Origin of the sequence: Luteibacter sp. UNC138MFCol5.1, from assembly GCF_900110505.1 — a bacterium.
Lineage (GTDB): Bacteria > Pseudomonadota > Gammaproteobacteria > Xanthomonadales > Rhodanobacteraceae > Luteibacter.
Window position 1 is genome coordinate 573,415 of the sequence record NZ_FODZ01000002.1, and the last position, 15,913, is coordinate 589,327.

Consider the following 15,913-nt stretch of genomic DNA (forward strand, 5'->3'; position numbering starts at 1 on the left):
TTCAGGGTCCCCTTGGTTACTTCCGCGTGTCGTGCACGGCGCCAGCGGCGCCGCTCTTCTTCTGTTGCTTCGCCGTCCGGCGCAGGTCGCCGGCGGCGCGCTTGAGCATGCCGGCGAGGTTTTCGCACCGGACCGCCAGTGATTCCGGTTCGTAGGGCTCATTCACCAGCACGTTCAACGACCCGCGCACTGAGGCGAGGATGCGTTCGGCGCGAGTGGCGAAGTGGATGGTCATGCCGGCCGAACCTCGATCCGCACGCCGTACTGGTGGGGAGCGCCGCGCTCCTGGTCGTACTCGAACCGGATGCGCGAGCGGTCCTTGTCGTCGATGCCGTAGGCGTCCGCCACGCCGTCACGAATGGCCTTGAACACACCCTGCAGGTTGTCGTCGTCCAGGGAGCGGGGCGCCACCCGAATGAGGCGGACCACCACCGGAAGCGGGGGGCGCTTCGCATCGAGCAGGGTCCAGTGTGCGGCCTCGCGTTCTCGTCGCACGCGACTCGCGCGGGCGCGCCAGTGCTCGCGGGCGTTCAGGCTGCCCTTGAGGCGCATGTCGTCGATCTCGATCACGAGCGGCTTCACGAAAACACCTCGGCCCCGTCGAGCATGAGGGTCTGGTACGCCAGCAGCTCGTCGTCGGTGCCGTACACCTCACGGAAGCGGCGCGGCTCGCGCCCGAGGCTTGGCCCCAGCTTCTCAGCCTGCCCCCGGTAGCCTGCCTCCGGGTATGGCAGGCGCTTGCCCTGGTGGTGGTAGTGGCACAGGCAGATCGTGAACGAGTGACCGCGGCGCCGACCGCCCGACAGCAGGTGGTGGATCTCAAGGTCGTTCGCGTAGCTCGCGCGCGCCAGCCCGTGGTCGACCAGGTTGAGGTGGCATGCCACGCAGCCGCGCCGGCGGCACTCGGCCCAGCGGCGCTTCTCGGCGTCGGTAGCGGCCTTCGCCTTCCCGCGCCGCAGTGCGCGCCGGATCGCTACCGCGCGCGACTGCACCGCCGTCAAGGCTTGACGAATGGCGGTCATGGCAGCGAAGCCGCGGCGCGCCTTGAGCGGGGTCTTGCGGATCAGGGGTGTGCGCTTCACTCGGCGGCCACCCCGTCGCGAGCTGCACGCCATTCGTCGTCGTAGGGCAAGCCCTCGGCGCGCAGCTCCGCGATGATCTCCCGGCCGAGCGCCTCAGCCTCTTCTGGCACAAGCGTGAAGTCCCGGATGCCTGACCAGCCCTTCCGCTCGATGATGAGCCCAGCTTTCGCGAGACGACCCAGGTGATTGCGAGCGGCGGCGAGCGAACATCCCGCCACCTTGGCGTAGTCCCACGAATGCAGGCCCGTCAGGTGCAGGGTGTGACTCGTAGGTTCCCGCGTGCTGATCGTCGAAACCTTCGGGAGGCCGGCATAGTTGTTCCGATAGGCCCATGTGGAACGGGCCTTCGTCGCAGCCACCGCCGCCTTCTTCGCTTCGATCAGGTCACTGCTCACTCGTCCACTCTCCACGCGTTGGGCTTGATGGCGCGCTGGGCGCGCAGGTTGTAGGTCTGGCGGTTGTCCGGCTGCTTGCCGAGGATCCGTCGCCAGGCCGCTTCGTATTCGGGGAGGTGCGCCAGCTTGTCGCCGTCGACACCGATGCCGGGGAGCACGGGCGGCTTGCCCAACACCTCGCCGGCGGCGTTCACCGCGTGCACGACACGCGGCTTGATACCCACGGCGCGCAGGCCGTCGACGATCTCCATCGCGAATGGATGGCGGGCGCGGTTGGCCTCGCGCTCGACCTCATAGCGCTGAAGCTCGCCACCGATGCGCGCCAGCAGGTCGTCAGGCATCCCAGTCCCTCCCCGGGCGCCAGTCGGCGAACTTCATCGTCTCGGCGATCCACTGCGTGCGGACGAGGCCTGTCGGGCCGTGGCGGTTCTTCTCGATCAGAATCTCGGCCAGGCCCTTGTCCGCGGTCTCGGCGTTGTAGACCTCGTCGCGGTAGATCATGGCGATCTGGTCGCCTTCCTTCTCGATCTCGCTCGAGTCGGACAGGTCGCCCATGTTCGGGCGCTTGTCGGCGCGATTCTCGACCTCGCGACGGACCTGCCCGAGCGCCACGACCGGGATGTCCAGCTCGCGGCCGATGTCCTTCAGGCCAGCGGCGACCTCGGCGACCTGCTCGTTCTTCTTCGCGCGGCGGTCCGAGCCGTGGATGCGCTGGATGTAGTCGACCCACAGCACACCGATATCGCGCTCCTGCTTCCATCGGCGCGCAGTGCGCTGCACGTCGGCGATGGTCACGCTCGCGCGATCGTTGATGACCAGCTCGCGGTCCTGAAGGCGCTGGACCGCGAAGAACATGCGCTCGAGGTCGCTCTCATCGTGGGAGCCGTTGCGCAGGCGTGAGGCCTTGATGCCCGCCTCGATCGCGAGGAAGCGCGCGCCGAGCTGGACGACCGGCTGCTCGGTGGAGATCAGGCCGGCGGGAACGGGCACGGTTTCGACATCACCGCTGTCGCTGCGGCGCTGGCGGCCGGCGGCCAGCGCGAGATTCAGCAGCAGCGCGGTCTTGCCCATCGCGGGGCGCGCGCCGATGACGATCAGGTCGGAGTCGTGGAAGCCGCCGAGCACGTCGTCAAGGTCGGTCAGGCCGGTCGAGATACCCGGCACCAGACCGCCCAGGCGCTTCACCTCTTCGGCCCTCTCGTACGCCAGCGACAGCGCCTGGCGGAGCGTGAACTCGGTGGTCGTCTCGACCCGCTGCATGCCCATCAGCTCGGTGATGCCGCTGTCGAGCAGTTCACCCGTGTCGTCGTTGGCGGCGAAGGCCTGCTCGACGAGCCGCGTCGCGGTGTCGATGACGCGGCGCCGGGTCGCGTGGTCGCGCACGATGGCTGCGTAGGCGACGATGTTGGCCGCGCTCGGCGTCGTGTTTGCCAGCTCCATCAGGTACGTCGCGTCGACCATGTGGCCGAGGTCCTTCGCCACAAACCACTCGCCCAGGGTGATCGCGTCGCAGGGCGTGCCGCGCTCGGACAGCCCCAGCATGGCCTTGAAGATCACGCGGTGGTCGCGGCGATAGAAATCGTCCGGCGCGAGGCGACCAGCTACGCGGTCGAGCGCCCGCGGCGACAGCATCAGGCCACCCAGCACGGCCTGCTCGGCGTCGTTCGAGTGGGGCGGGACGCGCAGGCCCATCGCCGCGGCTTCGGCGCGGAAGCTGGTCATCGGGCGATCTCCCGCGTCAGCTCGCGGCGCGGTCGGACCGGGTTAGGCTGGCGACCGCCGCCGTTAGACCGTGACGGGCTTGCGCGGCGAATCCAGTTGCGCAGCGTGGCCGACCAGTCGAGCTTCACCGCATCGGCGCCGGGCTTGGCGCGCCAGTAGTCGCGGAACGACGCCAGCTCGGCGCGCAGATCCACGTCGGGCCGCTCGGCGCGAGCCCACTGCACGTCCTCGTCGCTGGGCTGCCAGTCGTCCGGCAGCCGTGTGCCGCGCTTGCTCGGCGGCTTGTCGCCCTGTCCTCGTTCGTCGGAGACGAGTTCGAGGGTAGGCGCCGACGCAGTCGCGCCCTGCTCTTTCTCTTCTCTTCTCTTCTCTTCTCTGGTCCGCTTTGCGTCCGCATTCGATGCGGACGTCTTTCGGACTTCCCTCTTCCGGTCGGCGTCCTGCGCACGGCGCTTCGCGGACTGGCCGTTATGCTTGTCGAAGTCAGGCAGGACAAGGCTTTCGCCGTCCTGCGCCAGCCAGTTCACGGCGCTCATAGACGCCGCGAAGCCCGGCCAGTTGAGCAGTTCGTCGACCGTGCCGAAGTCGTAGCCTTCGATCTTTCCATCGGCCGAGTGCGCGTCGAAAAGACACCACACGGACATGAGTCCGCCGACCACGCGCAATCTGTCCGCTTTCAATGCGGACGCCATGCGGACAACCTTCGGATGCGTGAAGAGGTCCGAACGCATCTTGATCCAGTCGCCAGCCATCAGTGCACCGCCGCGGCACGCATCGCGCGCTCATCAGCCAGCCGCTGCGCAGCCCTGCTACGCACCTCGTCGCCGTTCACGTCCAGCGTGAGGCAGAGCCAGGCCATGCAGCTGGATGCGATGTCGTTCACCGACGCGGCGGCGTCGCTGTTTCCCGCGGCGGAAGCGCGCGCGGCGAGGCGAACCGTCATTGCTGCGATGGTCGCGAGATCATCAAGGTCGTTGTCGTGCATACCTACTCCGGGTTCCGGCGAAGTGCAGACACGCAGCCGGCCGGATCCGGTTGTCCCCGGGAAGCTACCCCCGGGTTAGCGTGCTGCTGGTTGAACAGGGGAAGCTGTGGACGCGGCGGTGGCCGGTCCCAGCGGGAAGGCGTGCGCAGAATCAGGTCAGCGGCTGTGTCCCAGTCCGGCGTCTTTCCGCAGGCGTCCAGCTGCGCCATGTCGGCGCATGCTTGGCGGTAGCCCGGGAACGCCAGGTGGTTCACCGATCGGGACTCAGCGACGGCGAGCAGGTGAACAGGCGACCGTTCCACTTTTCGGTGGGGTCTACCGCTTGCGGGTCGTAGCCGTTCGGCTCGGCCCATATCGGGCGCGGCGAAGGACAAGGCCGACCCGGGTCCGTGAAGCGACACGCCATGTCATCGCACCAGCACATGCGTGACGGGCCGCTCATGCCGACACCGGGGCGGCATGAGCCGCGACGCGCAGGCGGTTGATCAGGCCGATCAGAGCGGCTTGGTTCGCATGGCCCGCGGCGGCGATCGCGTTCATTTCGTTGAAGGTGATGACGTTGTCCGCGAGCGCGTCGTGGATCGTGCGCGACAACTCGCCTTCGGCCATGCCGAGGTCCAGCAGGTGGTGAACGACCGTGCGGTCTCCGCCCGCGCCGTGGTCGATGCGCGCCAGCGCGTAGCCATGCTCCTGCGCCAGCGCCTGGAGGATCCGGTGATCGCCGGTCGCCGCCATGATCTCGTTCGCCTCGGCGAGCGTCAGGTGGTTCGTCGTGTTGTTGACGTTGACCTTGTTGCGCAGGATGCCGGCGGACACGCCGATGCGCGGCGCGAGCGATTCGGCACCACCCGGATAGGCGTGGACGGTCTGGGCGGCGGCGTCGAGAACATACATGGGCGTCTCACTCACATGAAGAATTGGCGGAACCCCGCCGGTACAGTCCTCACCATGGAAAACAGGGTGAGCAGGGAATCAGGGGACTTCGTTCGGGTGGCGCGTCAGCGCCCTGCCCGCTTGGCGATCGGCCAGAGCACGCAGGTCGCGAAGAAGACGATCGAGAGGACGGATGCCACGTCAGGCCACCTTCCCGGTCAGAACAGTCGGAGTTGCTTCGGCCGTCGCCCCTGCCGAGGCGGCCGGGCTTCGGTGTCGCCCAGCGTCCTCCGGCGGGAACAGGTCGGGTCGCTTCGCCCTGGCCTGCCACTGGCGCGCCTCGGGCAGCAGCTCGTCCTCTGGCCAGTTGGAGACGGCGGCCTTGCCGACGCCGAAGAACTCGGCCAGCTGGATGTCCTTGGTAAAACCAAGGGCGGAACGAACGGCGCTTTTGGTCAGGTCCATGTGGCGCGAGTCTAGAGCTATGAACTTTGCTCAGTCAAGCTCTCTGAACCGCTTCGTCCCTATCTTCGCGCCCATGAGCATGGGGACCCGACTTCAAGAAGCGCTGGATCTGCGGCAGCGCACTGCGCCTGACGTGATCGCGGCTTGCCGCCTTTCGAAGGGCGCCATCTACAACATCCTGAACGACACGACGAAGCCCGAGAAGGTGCGCGCGGAAACCATCAACAAGGTCGCCGGCTACCTCAATGTCAGTCGGGACTGGCTGGTTTGGGGCAAGGGCTCGGCCGACGACGTCGAGCAGGTGGCGGAGGAAGGCTGGGCCGACATCATCGGCGTGCGCCAAGCCGCCGCCCTGGGCGAGGGTGCGGTGGTCGATGACTACGCCGAGACCCACAAGCTGAAGTTCCGGGCCGAGAGCCTCCGCCGCAAAAAGCTTCGGGCTGATCGGCTGGCGGTGCTCTACGGCCGCGGCGAGTCCATGGCGCCCACGATCAAGAATGGCGACGCCATCCTGTTCGACACTTCAGATATCGAGCCTCGTGACGACAAGATCTACGTGATCAGCTACGAGGGTACGCTCATGGCCAAGCGGCTGGTCGAGCTGGGCGGGCGCTGGTTCATCGCCAGCGACAACAAGGACGACCCGAAGTGGCGCAAGCCCGTCGCGGTCGAAGAAACAAGGCAGTTCGCCATCCACGGGCGCGTTCGATGGATCGGTAGCTGGGAAGACTAGCCTCGTGTAGGGGAAACCCTACAGACGGTTATGCACGACGATGACATCCTTTCTCAGGTTTCATCCGAGATCCATTTTCATACTTCAGGGGGCAATGTGGCAGAGAACGAAGGGCCTTCGGGGCCCGTGGTGCAGTCGATCCAGAATGGTAATTTGGCGTGGGTGAAGGGCCCGGGCCTGGGTAACGAGATTGTCGATCACGTCATCGTTGGCTCTGCGGAAATGACCGACGGTGAGAAGTACTACGTGGTGGCTCTCGGGCGGGATGTAATGACAGTGTCCGGGCAGGATCTTGCTGTGGAGCGAGTCATGACCTACGTCCACCGCATCCCTCCGAACCGGATGCGCGATCTCGCGCGCGGTGTCCTCGACACCCTAGGTGACGAAGTAGTCGAGAGCCTTGGATATGTCCGGAAGCCTCGCTGAAGAGCTCCGTGGGCGTTGGCCTGATCCCCCGACGAAAATTTCGGCGAAGGCATACGGCGCCGACGTGGAAATGATCACGGTCAATGCCCTCCAAGAAGATCCGGCTGTCACGGTGGACGATTGGAATAGCTGGTCGCCAGCTAGGCCATCCATACCCATCTTGTCATTTATTGATAGTAATTACAGTTACTTATCGTCGTTCATTTCCGCTGACCCTACGGGGTCCCTAGCCCCGCGTCAGCCAGCGCGTGCGCCTACGAAGGAAACGTATGAGAATGGAGCCATGACTCGCGACGAAATCGACCTCAAGCTCCAGCTCATAGAGGAGCGAATGGACGCTCGGCTTCAACGCATGGAGACTGCTTATGAAGGCCAAGTCAAACGGACTGACGAATTCATTGAGCGAATCGAGAGAGCTTCTGAACGTGCGAACCAACAGGTGGTCGACGGCATCTTGCGTTCCAAACAAGAAGCCAGCGACACCCGCAAAGAGTTGTTCAAAGACCTGGGCGATGCGGTTGATGGCGCTATGGACAAGGTGAAAGATAGCAATAAGTCTTTGAAATGGACGATCATTGGCACGGCTATCGCTACGGTACTAGCGCTCGGTGGTTTGGAATACGCGCTCAAGGCAGATGGCTGGTCGGCCTACCAAGCCGGGTCGGGAATTCAGCAATCCATCCAAACGGCAGCCGACAAAGCGGCCAATGATGCGGCTGCCAAAGTCAGGGCAGAGCAACCAAACGGCGATTCCAAGAAGAAGTGATTAAAGCCCGCTCCGGCGGGCTTTTTCCTATCATGGGCGGACGTCAGGGATAGGGGGAGGTCAATGCTCGCAGTCGTAGGCGCTATGGCGATCGCCGCGCTCGCCGCTCCTCAGATGATGATCGACCCGCCCAAGCTACAGGTTGCTCCCTTCCGGGTCGGCGGGCCGCCTGCGATGGCAGAAATACCCGTCTGTAACTGCCCCACTCGGTGCGATGCGGCCTGGGCTGCAGCGTCGGCGAGCATCGAGGAAATGAGCGGCATGCGCCTCCGGATGGCCACCCCTTCCCTGCTGGAAACATACGCTCCGACGGGCGCCGGCCTCTTCGGAGGGCGAGTTACGCGCCAGCCAGTTGGCAATGGCGCATATGCCATCCACGTCTCTTTCGACTCGTGGGCGCCTGGCCAGAACGCGGAGGCCAAGCGGCGACTCGCCCTGCTCAATGATCGCCTGCGTTCCGTTATCGCGGCCGAAACCTGCGGTCCGTGATTGGAACGAGCGTGAGCTGGAGCATCGCTCCGACCAAGCCGTAAGGGTTTGACGACAAGCACCAGCGGCACGCTACTAAGATAAACATACACTGAATGCAGTTTAGTGCTCTGTACCCGATAAGTTCATTTCTCTTGACTGTCGCTAGTTCAGAGAAATAGACTCTCTTCCACGCCGCCGGACACCGGCGAGGGAGAGGACCATGCGCACCAATCAGAATGCACTCGGTAGCCAGCAGCGGCTCGCGGATCGCCTCGGCGAACTGACCCGCACCGTCAACCAGGTGATCGCGGACATCGAGTCCGACCTCGCCTCGCCGGGTGAAGCCGCCTTCCATGCGAAGGACGCCTACCGGGCCTTGTGCAGCGCGCACAACGCGCTCCTCGACAGCGCCCGCAATGCTGCGGCCAACCACTACGGGCAGATGGCGCGCGATGCGCAGCAGGCGGCGGCATGAACGACCAGCAGCGAGAGGCGCGTGCAACGGCGTTTGCTGTGGGCTATTGGGTAGCCGCGGCCCGTGAGCAAAATCGGTGGCGGGTCGGCCTGCGCCGTGATGCTCGTGCGGAGCTCCGCTGCGGAAAGTCGGGCCGCCTCTACGACGAATCCCGCCGATGCCGCGTTCGCCGGGACGCCTTCATGGAAATTGCCCGCGACATCCGCAGCGCGCGCACCGGCGGTGCCGCATGAACCGCCTCACGATCCGCGAGCGTCAGGCCCTCCGTTACGCCGTGACGAAGCGCGCCGGTGACCGCGAAGTGCGCGACGAGCGCGCCGCCGAGCAGCTGCGCCACGCCTCTTCGTCCACGCCCGCGCTCCAGCGCTGGTTCGAAGAGCGCGGCGGCTGGCTCGTCGTCTTCATACTGATCGGCGCCGCCGTCTCCCTTACCGCCTGCGGCGAGTGGCGTGCGCGGCCGGACCTCAAGGTTTCCACCCTCACCCAGTCCAGCGCGGCGTGCGTGCGCGGCCACAAGACCGAGCAGGTCGGAACGATGGGCCTCTACGGCACACCCGTGGTCGTGGTCACCGCCGAGCGGTGCGAGGCGAAGCCGTGACGGACTTCGAGATCCACCTCGCGCAGATCGGCGAGCACGCGCAGGCGCACCGGCCGATGACGCGGCGCGACTGGCTCGACCTCGCGAAGGGCCTGGGACTTCCGCTGCTCGGCCTTCTCGCCTTGATCGCCTTCTGCGGTCACTGAACGCCCGCGCCTTCCCCCTCCCCCGAGGTGTGGCGCGTACCGACGGCCGGCGGTGCTTCACCGGCCACCTCTTCAACAGCGCCGGCCTCGCCAGCAAAGGAATCCGCAGTGAGCAAGACCCCAACCCGCATCTACACCGTGAAGCGCAGCAACACGAACAGCGTGCGCCTGGTGCGTGCCACCTCGCAGGCGCAGGCGCTGCGCCACGTCGCGCTCGACGAGTACACCGTCGAGGTGGCCGGGCAGGACGAGCTTGTCCGCGCTCTGCACGACGGCGCCGACGTCGAAACCGCCGCCGCCGAGCCCGCCGTGAGCGACCTGAGCAAGGGCGCGGGCGACGACGTCACGCAGCGCGGCGCGATCGCCTGATGGCTCGCGGCGTCAACAAGGTGATCCTCGTCGGCAACCTCGGCGGCAATCCCGACGTCCGGTACACCGGCGGCGGCACGGCGGTCACCACGATCAGCATCGCCACGTCCGAGCAGTGGACCGACAAGCAGTCGGGCGAGAAGCAGGAGCGCACCGAGTGGCATCGCGTGAAGCTGTTCGGGCGCCTCGCCGAGGTCGCCGGCGAGTACCTGAAGAAGGGCCGTCAGGTGTACGTCGAGGGCTCCCTGCGCCACGACAAGTACACCGACCGCGACGGCATTGAGCGCTACACCACCGACGTCATCGCGAGCGAGCTGCAGATGCTCGGTGGGCAGCAGGCCGACCGTCCGTCAGACCGTTACGGGGATTCCCGTTTCGGCGGCGGGGAGCGCGCCAGCGGCCGCACCGGCAAGGGCCGCGCGCAGCGCGACGCCGACCAGCAGCGCGCCAGCGGATCCACGCCGCCCGCCCAGGGCGAGCAGTTCAACGAAGACGACATCCCTTTCTGATCGCGGCCGGCCGCGCCGGCAAGGATTCCTGATGTTCTTCCGCAACCTCACGCTGTTTCGCTTCTCACCCGCCGTCGCCGAAGACCTCGCGCGCCTCGACGAAGTGCTTCCAGAGCACCGCCTGCGCGATGTCGGTCCGATGGAACTCTCGACCCGGGGCTTCGTGTCGCCGACCAGCCTCGCCGCCCACGACCTTACTCACCACGTGGGGGCGGTGACTTCAATCGCCGCCGGTTCCCAGACGAAGCTGTTGCCGCCTGGCGTGGTCAACGACGAGATCGCCAAGCGCGTCGAGAAGATCGCCGAGGCCGAGGGCAGGAAGGTGAGCGGCCGGGAGCGCAAGCGCATCAAGGACGACGTGCTCAACGAGCTGCTGCCGCGCGCCTTCGTCAGGGCTTCACGCATCCGGGCCTACGCCGACGCGCGGGATGGCTGGCTCGTGGTCGATACCGCAAGCCGCCGCGCAGCCGAAGACGTGCTATCGCAGCTGCGCGAGGCGCTGGGCTCCTTCCCGGCTGTGCCGCTCGCGCCGGAGGAATCGCCCCGCGTGCTGATGACCCACTGGGTCGCGACGGGAAAGCTGCCCACCGGCTTCGAGCTGGGCGACGAGATCGAGTTGCGCGACCCGGCTACGGCCTCAGGCGCTGTCGCGCGCTGCCGCCGGCAGGACCTCGATACCGACGAGGTGCGCGAGCACCTGCGGACAGGCAAGCAAGTTTTCCGTATCGGCCTGGTGTTCGACGACCGCATCAGCTTCGTGCTCGGTGAAGACCTCGTGCTCCGCAAGGTCCGCTTCACCGACGTCGTGCTCGACGAGGTGCCGGACGAGCCGGAGAGCGCCGCCGCCGAAGCGGACGCGAACCTCGCGCTGATGATGCTCGAGCACGGCCGCCTGTTCGAGCGCCTGGCGACGATCTTCAACCTGCCGAGGCCCGAGTGATGGCCGCCGCCCCGATCTACGCAGGCATGCGCGACCACGAGCGCGACGAGGCCATCGCGGCCGCGCGCGCCGCCGGGACGACCGACGAGGTTGCCAACCGATTCCAGATCACGCCCGGCGCCGTGCGCGCCGCGTGCCGACGGGTGCGCCAGCAGAAGACCTACGAGCTGTTCCTCGAGCGCCACGACGGCACGCGCCAGCGCATCGGGACCGTCGTCACGCACAAGGGCTTCACCGCCGCATGCGTCGGCGCCTACCGGACCTACGGCGAGTTCTTCCGGGGCCTCGAACTGGAGGGGTGGCGGGTCACTGACGCCTCCGGCAGCTGCAACACCCTCGAAACCATCCGCAAGATCATCAGCAGGACCGACACCAATGGCTGACGGTAGCCACCACATCCCCATCGCGAAGAAGCCGCTCACGGGTGCACTGGACGTGGGCGATCTCTTCGCCGGCCTGGGCGGCTTCAGCGAAGGCGCGCGCGCCGCGGGCTGCAACGTCGTCTATGCAGCGAACCACTGGCCGGCAGCTGTTGCTGTGCACGCGGCGAACCATCCCGAGACCACCCACGCCTGCCAGGACCTTCAGCAGACGAATTTCGCTCTGCTGCCCCACCTCGACCTGCTTCTGGCGTCGCCGGCGTGCCAAGGCCACAGCCGCGCGCGGGGGAAGGAGCGGCCGCACCATGACTCGCTCCGGTCGACCGCGTGGGCCGTGGTCGCGGCGCTTGAGGCGAAGAAGCCATACGCGTTCGTCGTCGAGAACGTGAAGGAATTCGTGAAGTGGGCGATGTTCGAAGCCTGGAAGGCAGCCATCGAGGCGCTGGGGTATTCGATCTCGATCTACTTCATCGATGCCGCCGACCACGGCGTGCCGCAGCACCGCGTGCGCGTCTTCATCGTCGGCACGCGGTCCGCCAACTCGATCCAGCTCCGCCTGCCGCGGCGCGAGCACGTCCCGGCATCCACGTTCATCGACTTCGGCGCAGGCCGCTGGTCACCGATCGAGAAGCCGGGCCGTGCGGAGAAGACCCTGACGCGCGTGCTCGCCGGGCGCGCCGCCCACGGTGATCGCTTCCTCACGGCGTACTTCGGCAACGAGTGGGGCGGTCGTTCGATCCATCGCCCGATCGGCACGGTCACCACGCGCGACCGCTACGCAGTGGTCGATGGTGACCGCATGCGCATGCTGACAGCCGAGGAGTATCGCCACGCCATGGGCTTCCCGAGCGACTACCAGCTCCCGAAGAACCATCGGGACGCCGTTCATATGCTCGGCAACGCCGTGTGCCCGCGCGTGGCGACGGACGTGATCAACGCGATCCGGCAGGCCGCATGATGAGGTTAAGCGCTCGCCGCCCGCTCGTTGCGATTCATCGAAGCCAACACGGAGAGGTAAACACCGACCGCGAAGTCTGCGTCACGAGAGTTTTGTTTCGTAAAGGTGAAGTGACCGCTCGCAAGCATGCCCGCCGCAAGCTGGGCTGCAATCAGCGCCTTCGTATTCTCGTCCATTGCACCACCCTCGTGAACCGCACGTCGCGGCTTGCCAACCTTATCGCGGTGCGGATCGCATGACCGCGCTCAGCAAGAAGTTTGCCGATTTCGAGCATGCCCTAAAGCGCGCGTGCCTTCGCGCCGTCGCGCGCGCCTCCCGCTACGAGCCGCTGCGCGGCGGCGACATCACGGCCGTCGTCTACGGGCCGCTGATCGGCGAGATCGCGGATGAGGCCGACCTGTCCGTGCCGCAGACGCGCCGACGGCTGCAGGCGCTCCAGCGCGAGGGCAAGGTCATCCGCGACGACCGGCGTGGCGGCAGCACTGCCTGGTGGCTCGTCGGGCTCGCTGAAGCGCCCCGGGCTGCCGCTGGTACGCCTGCCCCGGCGCCGGCAGCACCGCATCAGACCGTGACGGCGACCGTGCCCGCGCGCCAGCACTGGAGCGACGTGCTGGGCGTGGCGCGCGACTGCTCGACCCGTGACGCGACGCGCGCCTACCGCCTCGAGCTGGCCCGCCTTCTGGAAAGCGACGACCTCGAAGCACCCAACGACCTCATGCGGCTGAAGGAGGCGTACAGCGCCTGCTGCCGCGAACACGAAATCCAGATCGAGGAGTGACCATGGACCTGCCCATCCGCAAGCTGTTCGACCCTGCCGCCCTGCCCGCGCGCGACGACATGGGTTGCGTCGAGCATCCGGACCTCGATCGATTCCTGACCGACAAGGACGGCGAGGGCTACCTCGACACATCCGCGCTGGACGCCGCAGGCTTCGATCGCCAGTTCGTCCACCTGGAATCGAGCGACGACCAGGCGGCCATCGACCGCTACTTCGAGCAGGGCGACCCGGATTTCTCGGGCTGGACCCCGCAGACCCCCGAGGGCGGCTGGCTGCTCGCGGGCATGTGGGAGACGGAGGACTGGGGTCCGGTCGCGTTCTACGTGCGCGAGGTCGCGCCGGTATGAGTCCGAACGCCGATCGCCCCGAAGCCAGCGCCATCGCCGGCAAGGTCCACACATTCGTCTGCGGCGGGCACCAGGTGATGTCGATCGCCGCCGCGGAGTCCTACATCCAGAAACTCGCCGCTGCCGTCGAGCAGGCGAAGAAGCAGGAGGCCGAGAAGAAATGAGCACGACGGAATTCGCCGTGCGACGAGGCTGCCAGAAGCCCGCTCACCCTGGTTCGGAACCCTTGAACATGAGCCTAAACGTTCGATGGGCGTGTTTGCCTTTCACACTAATTGACGATCAGTGGCGGCCTGCCATTAGGCGGAATGTGTCGATCGGGAATTGGCGTGCCCTTCGCGGCCGCAATCGCCCATATCGAATCGAGTGCAGCATCCGCCTTCGCCGAAATGTCGCGGGCCGCATTGGCAACCTGGCCCTGCGCGAAGTGGACAACTTCGAGCATGTCTATGCGCGGGAACTTATGAATGTCAGCCTGAAGTCTCAGGATTGCTGCGTAAAGAGTCATCAGGAGGCGACCGCGATCTCCGCGGTACACGTCACGAGCCGCGACGAGGTCGAGAGTCGGTGCGCGACAGGACTCAAGATGGGCCAGCATCGTTCGGTATGCGGGCCGATTCTCTTCTCCTGCGCTGTCAGCATGGATCGCAAGAATCTGGCCGCAAACCCACCGCAGCTGAATCAGCTCTTCCGCGATTCCGGGAGCAAATATCCGCTCCGCATCTGCAGCTTCTTTTTGTCGTGCACGACTTTCTCGTGTGGAAAGGGCCAAGGCAACGACAACAGCACCCGTCGAGGCTACGGCGCCAGCCCACGTCGCAACGTCTCCCCAATCAACGTTTCCATCCCACCGATCGCCAGGCGGGATGGCCAGCAAGACGTAAATGACAAACCCTACGAAAATGTACAGCGCAATGAGTGCGACGGTGCGACAGTCCATGCGTGAGCTCCCCATCCTTTTCAGTGCGCCGATGGTGACTCGGCCGCATCCCACTCGCAAGAAGGAGGCCCATCGTGGCTGAGCGAAGCCTCATCAAGCTGACCGAGGTCCAGAAGCGTACTGCGCTGAGCCGGAGCTCAATCTACGCCAAGGTGGCAGCCGGCGCCTTTCCGCGCCCGGTCAAGCAGGGCGCTTCGTCGGTGTGGGTCGACACCGAGGTCCAGGAGTGGATCGACGCACTTATCGCGTGCCGCGATCAGCAGCACGCCGCGTGATGTCCACCACTTCCCCGCCGCGGCGCAGGCGATCAAGAAGGTCGGCCCACGCCTGCATCATCTTGCGCCGCTCGGGCAGGTGCTGCGCGTAGTTGTACGCCGCGCGCACGCCGTCTTTCTCGCAGTGCGCCAGCTGCCGCTCGATCCAGTCGCCGTTGAACCCTTCCTCGTTGAGGATAGTCGAGGCCATTGATCGGAAGCCGTGGGCCGTCATCTGGTTGCTCGCGTAGCCCATGCGGCGGAGCGCGGCATTGATGGTGTTCTCGCTCATGGGTCTGCTCGGGCCGCGCAGCGACGGGAATACGTACCGCCCTCGCCCCGTCAGCGGACGAAGCTCGTCGAGCACCGCCTGTGCCTGACGCGACAACGGAACGATGTGCGTCACGCCCATCTTCATCTTCTCGCCCGGGATGCGCCACTCGCTACCGTCCTCCGAGATCTCCGACCACTCCCACTGCCGCAGCTCGCCCGGGCGGACGAACACCAGCGCCGACAGCTGCAGGCCGCAGCGCGTGACGAGCTGCCCAGTGAAGGCCTCGATGTCGCGCATCAGCTGCCCGACGCTGGGCTTGTGGGTGATGCTCGCGTGGTGCTGGACGTGCACGGTGGTCAGGACACCGCGCAGGTCCGCCGTCGGGTCGCGATCGGCGCGGCCGGTGCCGATCGCGTAGCGGAACACCTGGCCGCTGGACTGCTTCAGACGCTGCGCGGTTTCCAGCTTGCCGAGGCTCTCGGGCCGGCGGAGTAGTAGGAGCATTTCCGGCGTCGTGATCGAGCCGATCGGCCGTTTGCCGATCCACGGGAACGCGTAGGTCTCAAGCATCCATACCACCTTCGAGCGGGTCGCGTCCGACCACTTTCCCTGCTTCGACATCCACTCGCGCGCGACGCCCTCGAAGCTGTCGTCCGCGGCGACCTGCGCCAGCACCTTGGCCTGCCGGCGAACGTCCGCCGGATCCACGCCGCGCGCGAGCAGGTCACGCTGCCGGTCGCGCTCGCGGCGGGCTTCCTGCAGTGACATCGCCGGGTAGTCGCCCAGGTGCAGCATGTTGGCCTTGCCGAGGAAGCGGTAGCGGTAGCGCCAGGCGCGCGCGCCGGTCGGCCGCACCTCGAGACACAGCCCCTCCATGTCGGCCACGCGGTAGAGCTTCGGCCGCGGCTTCAGGGAGCGGATTTTCGTGTCGGTCAGCGCTGCCATGTGAGTACGGTCCCCTGCGATATCGAGCTTTCGCGGACTGTACTCACAACCGTACTCACACGCTGAGATGGATGCCGGTGGA

General features: G+C 66.3%; 29 protein-coding genes. 16 read left to right on the forward strand and 13 right to left on the reverse strand.

The genetic code is table 11. The annotated features are described in order from the left end of the window. Positions 1-16 precede the first annotated feature (16 nt). From BMY69_RS06955 to BMY69_RS19265, 10 genes are all read right to left on the reverse strand, one after another. Positions 17-235, reverse strand: a complete 219-nt coding sequence (locus BMY69_RS06955; RefSeq protein WP_090176449.1) for a hypothetical protein — start codon at positions 233-235, stop codon at positions 17-19. Further along, the gene (locus tag BMY69_RS19260; RefSeq protein ID WP_143070410.1) at positions 232-582 is read right to left on the reverse strand and encodes a hypothetical protein; all 351 of its coding nucleotides are present in this window, start codon (positions 580-582) and stop codon (positions 232-234) included. Before BMY69_RS19260 ends, BMY69_RS06955 begins: the two co-directional genes overlap by 4 nt. Then, positions 579-1,082: a Ref family recombination enhancement nuclease gene (locus BMY69_RS06965; RefSeq protein WP_177191100.1), complete on the reverse strand. Its 504-nt coding sequence runs from the start codon at positions 1,080-1,082 to the stop codon at positions 579-581. The genes BMY69_RS19260 and BMY69_RS06965 overlap by 4 nt, the downstream gene beginning before the upstream one ends. After that, on the reverse strand, positions 1,079-1,477 hold the full coding sequence (locus BMY69_RS06970) for a hypothetical protein (protein ID WP_090176455.1): 399 nt from the start codon (positions 1,475-1,477) through the stop codon (positions 1,079-1,081). Before BMY69_RS06970 ends, BMY69_RS06965 begins: the two co-directional genes overlap by 4 nt. After that, positions 1,474-1,818: a hypothetical protein gene (locus tag BMY69_RS06975; RefSeq protein WP_090176458.1), complete on the reverse strand. Its 345-nt coding sequence runs from the start codon at positions 1,816-1,818 to the stop codon at positions 1,474-1,476. Before BMY69_RS06975 ends, BMY69_RS06970 begins: the two co-directional genes overlap by 4 nt. Next, positions 1,811-3,199 carry a replicative DNA helicase gene (locus BMY69_RS06980; protein WP_090176460.1) on the reverse strand — a complete coding sequence of 463 codons (1,389 nt, stop codon included), beginning with the start codon at positions 3,197-3,199 and terminating at the stop codon, positions 1,811-1,813. The genes BMY69_RS06975 and BMY69_RS06980 overlap by 8 nt, the downstream gene beginning before the upstream one ends. Next, positions 3,196-3,951, reverse strand: a complete 756-nt coding sequence (locus tag BMY69_RS19575; protein WP_177191101.1) for a Pyocin large subunit — start codon at positions 3,949-3,951, stop codon at positions 3,196-3,198. The genes BMY69_RS06980 and BMY69_RS19575 overlap by 4 nt, the downstream gene beginning before the upstream one ends. Beyond that, positions 3,951-4,184 carry a hypothetical protein gene (locus tag BMY69_RS06990; protein WP_090176462.1) on the reverse strand — a complete coding sequence of 78 codons (234 nt, stop codon included), beginning with the start codon at positions 4,182-4,184 and terminating at the stop codon, positions 3,951-3,953. The genes BMY69_RS19575 and BMY69_RS06990 overlap by 1 nt, the downstream gene beginning before the upstream one ends. Positions 4,185-4,622: 438 nt before the next feature. Then, positions 4,623-5,078, reverse strand: coding sequence for a phage regulatory CII family protein (locus BMY69_RS06995; protein ID WP_090176465.1), 456 nt, complete (start codon positions 5,076-5,078; stop codon positions 4,623-4,625). A 180-nt stretch (positions 5,079-5,258) separates the two neighbouring features. Next, positions 5,259-5,522, reverse strand: coding sequence for a helix-turn-helix domain-containing protein (locus tag BMY69_RS19265; protein ID WP_143070411.1), 264 nt, complete (start codon positions 5,520-5,522; stop codon positions 5,259-5,261). A gap of 19 nt (positions 5,523-5,541) precedes the next feature. Here BMY69_RS19265 and BMY69_RS07000 point away from each other — a divergent pair, with 19 nt between their 5' ends. The 12 genes from BMY69_RS07000 (at position 5,542) to dcm (ending at position 12,293) form a co-directional block, all read left to right on the forward strand. Next, positions 5,542-6,255, forward strand: coding sequence for an XRE family transcriptional regulator (locus tag BMY69_RS07000; RefSeq protein ID WP_177191102.1), 714 nt, complete (start codon positions 5,542-5,544; stop codon positions 6,253-6,255). Between the two features lie 30 nt (positions 6,256-6,285). Beyond that, positions 6,286-6,681: a hypothetical protein gene (locus tag BMY69_RS07005; protein ID WP_143070413.1), complete on the forward strand. Its 396-nt coding sequence runs from the start codon at positions 6,286-6,288 to the stop codon at positions 6,679-6,681. A gap of 283 nt (positions 6,682-6,964) precedes the next feature. Then, the gene (locus tag BMY69_RS07010) at positions 6,965-7,447 is read left to right on the forward strand and encodes a hypothetical protein (RefSeq protein ID WP_090176473.1); all 483 of its coding nucleotides are present in this window, start codon (positions 6,965-6,967) and stop codon (positions 7,445-7,447) included. Positions 7,448-8,138: 691 nt separating this feature from the next. After that, positions 8,139-8,393: a hypothetical protein gene (locus BMY69_RS07020; RefSeq protein WP_090176479.1), complete on the forward strand. Its 255-nt coding sequence runs from the start codon at positions 8,139-8,141 to the stop codon at positions 8,391-8,393. Then, the gene (locus BMY69_RS19270) at positions 8,390-8,626 is read left to right on the forward strand and encodes a hypothetical protein (RefSeq protein WP_143070414.1); all 237 of its coding nucleotides are present in this window, start codon (positions 8,390-8,392) and stop codon (positions 8,624-8,626) included. The genes BMY69_RS07020 and BMY69_RS19270 overlap by 4 nt, the downstream gene beginning before the upstream one ends. Beyond that, positions 8,623-8,991 carry a hypothetical protein gene (locus tag BMY69_RS07025; protein ID WP_090176481.1) on the forward strand — a complete coding sequence of 123 codons (369 nt, stop codon included), beginning with the start codon at positions 8,623-8,625 and terminating at the stop codon, positions 8,989-8,991. Before BMY69_RS19270 ends, BMY69_RS07025 begins: the two co-directional genes overlap by 4 nt. Further along, on the forward strand, positions 8,988-9,137 hold the full coding sequence (locus tag BMY69_RS19580; RefSeq protein WP_177191103.1) for a hypothetical protein: 150 nt from the start codon (positions 8,988-8,990) through the stop codon (positions 9,135-9,137). Before BMY69_RS07025 ends, BMY69_RS19580 begins: the two co-directional genes overlap by 4 nt. A 108-nt stretch (positions 9,138-9,245) precedes the next feature. Then, a complete protein-coding gene (locus tag BMY69_RS19585; protein ID WP_090176484.1) occupies positions 9,246-9,506 on the forward strand; it encodes a hypothetical protein in 261 nt (86 codons plus the stop codon). Then, positions 9,506-10,015: a single-stranded DNA-binding protein gene (ssb, locus tag BMY69_RS07035; protein ID WP_090176485.1), complete on the forward strand. Its 510-nt coding sequence runs from the start codon at positions 9,506-9,508 to the stop codon at positions 10,013-10,015. The genes BMY69_RS19585 and ssb overlap by 1 nt, the downstream gene beginning before the upstream one ends. Before the next feature lie 31 nt (positions 10,016-10,046). Then, entirely contained in the window at positions 10,047-10,955 is a 909-nt protein-coding gene (locus BMY69_RS07040; RefSeq protein ID WP_090176488.1) for a recombination-associated protein RdgC, read from the forward strand. After that, positions 10,955-11,338, forward strand: a complete 384-nt coding sequence (locus tag BMY69_RS07045) for a hypothetical protein (protein WP_090176493.1) — start codon at positions 10,955-10,957, stop codon at positions 11,336-11,338. The genes BMY69_RS07040 and BMY69_RS07045 overlap by 1 nt, the downstream gene beginning before the upstream one ends. After that, positions 11,331-12,293 (forward strand): DNA cytosine methyltransferase, encoded by a 963-nt coding sequence (dcm, locus tag BMY69_RS07050; protein ID WP_255364478.1) that lies wholly within the window; start codon positions 11,331-11,333, stop codon positions 12,291-12,293. Before BMY69_RS07045 ends, dcm begins: the two co-directional genes overlap by 8 nt. 5 nt (positions 12,294-12,298) lie before the next feature. Here the strand turns inward: dcm and BMY69_RS19590 are convergent, their stop codons facing one another. After that, on the reverse strand, positions 12,299-12,469 hold the full coding sequence (locus tag BMY69_RS19590; RefSeq protein WP_177191104.1) for a hypothetical protein: 171 nt from the start codon (positions 12,467-12,469) through the stop codon (positions 12,299-12,301). 59 nt (positions 12,470-12,528) lie between these two features. Between BMY69_RS19590 and BMY69_RS07055 the strand changes: the two genes are divergently transcribed. Genes BMY69_RS07055 through BMY69_RS19595 form a run of 3 tightly spaced genes read left to right on the forward strand, consistent with a single transcriptional unit; the run spans position 12,529 to position 13,582 of the window. Next, positions 12,529-13,071: a FaeA/PapI family transcriptional regulator gene (locus BMY69_RS07055; protein WP_090176496.1), complete on the forward strand. Its 543-nt coding sequence runs from the start codon at positions 12,529-12,531 to the stop codon at positions 13,069-13,071. A 2-nt stretch (positions 13,072-13,073) separates the two neighbouring features. Continuing rightward, positions 13,074-13,418: a hypothetical protein gene (locus BMY69_RS07060; RefSeq protein ID WP_090176498.1), complete on the forward strand. Its 345-nt coding sequence runs from the start codon at positions 13,074-13,076 to the stop codon at positions 13,416-13,418. Beyond that, complete coding sequence (locus BMY69_RS19595; RefSeq protein ID WP_177191105.1) at positions 13,415-13,582, forward strand: hypothetical protein; 168 nt, start codon at positions 13,415-13,417, stop codon at positions 13,580-13,582. Before BMY69_RS07060 ends, BMY69_RS19595 begins: the two co-directional genes overlap by 4 nt. Positions 13,583-13,689: 107 nt before the next feature. Here the strand turns inward: BMY69_RS19595 and BMY69_RS19275 are convergent, their stop codons facing one another. Further along, positions 13,690-14,358, reverse strand: a complete 669-nt coding sequence (locus BMY69_RS19275; protein WP_143070415.1) for a hypothetical protein — start codon at positions 14,356-14,358, stop codon at positions 13,690-13,692. Positions 14,359-14,432: 74 nt separating this feature from the next. Between BMY69_RS19275 and BMY69_RS07070 the strand changes: the two genes are divergently transcribed. Then, positions 14,433-14,633 (forward strand): helix-turn-helix transcriptional regulator, encoded by a 201-nt coding sequence (locus BMY69_RS07070; RefSeq protein WP_090176504.1) that lies wholly within the window; start codon positions 14,433-14,435, stop codon positions 14,631-14,633. On the opposite strand, the gene BMY69_RS07075 is transcribed toward BMY69_RS07070, so the two are convergent. Continuing rightward, a complete protein-coding gene (locus BMY69_RS07075; RefSeq protein ID WP_090176505.1) occupies positions 14,599-15,831 on the reverse strand; it encodes a tyrosine-type recombinase/integrase in 1,233 nt (410 codons plus the stop codon). The genes BMY69_RS07070 and BMY69_RS07075 overlap by 35 nt on opposite strands. Positions 15,832-15,913: the final 82 nt, after the last annotated feature.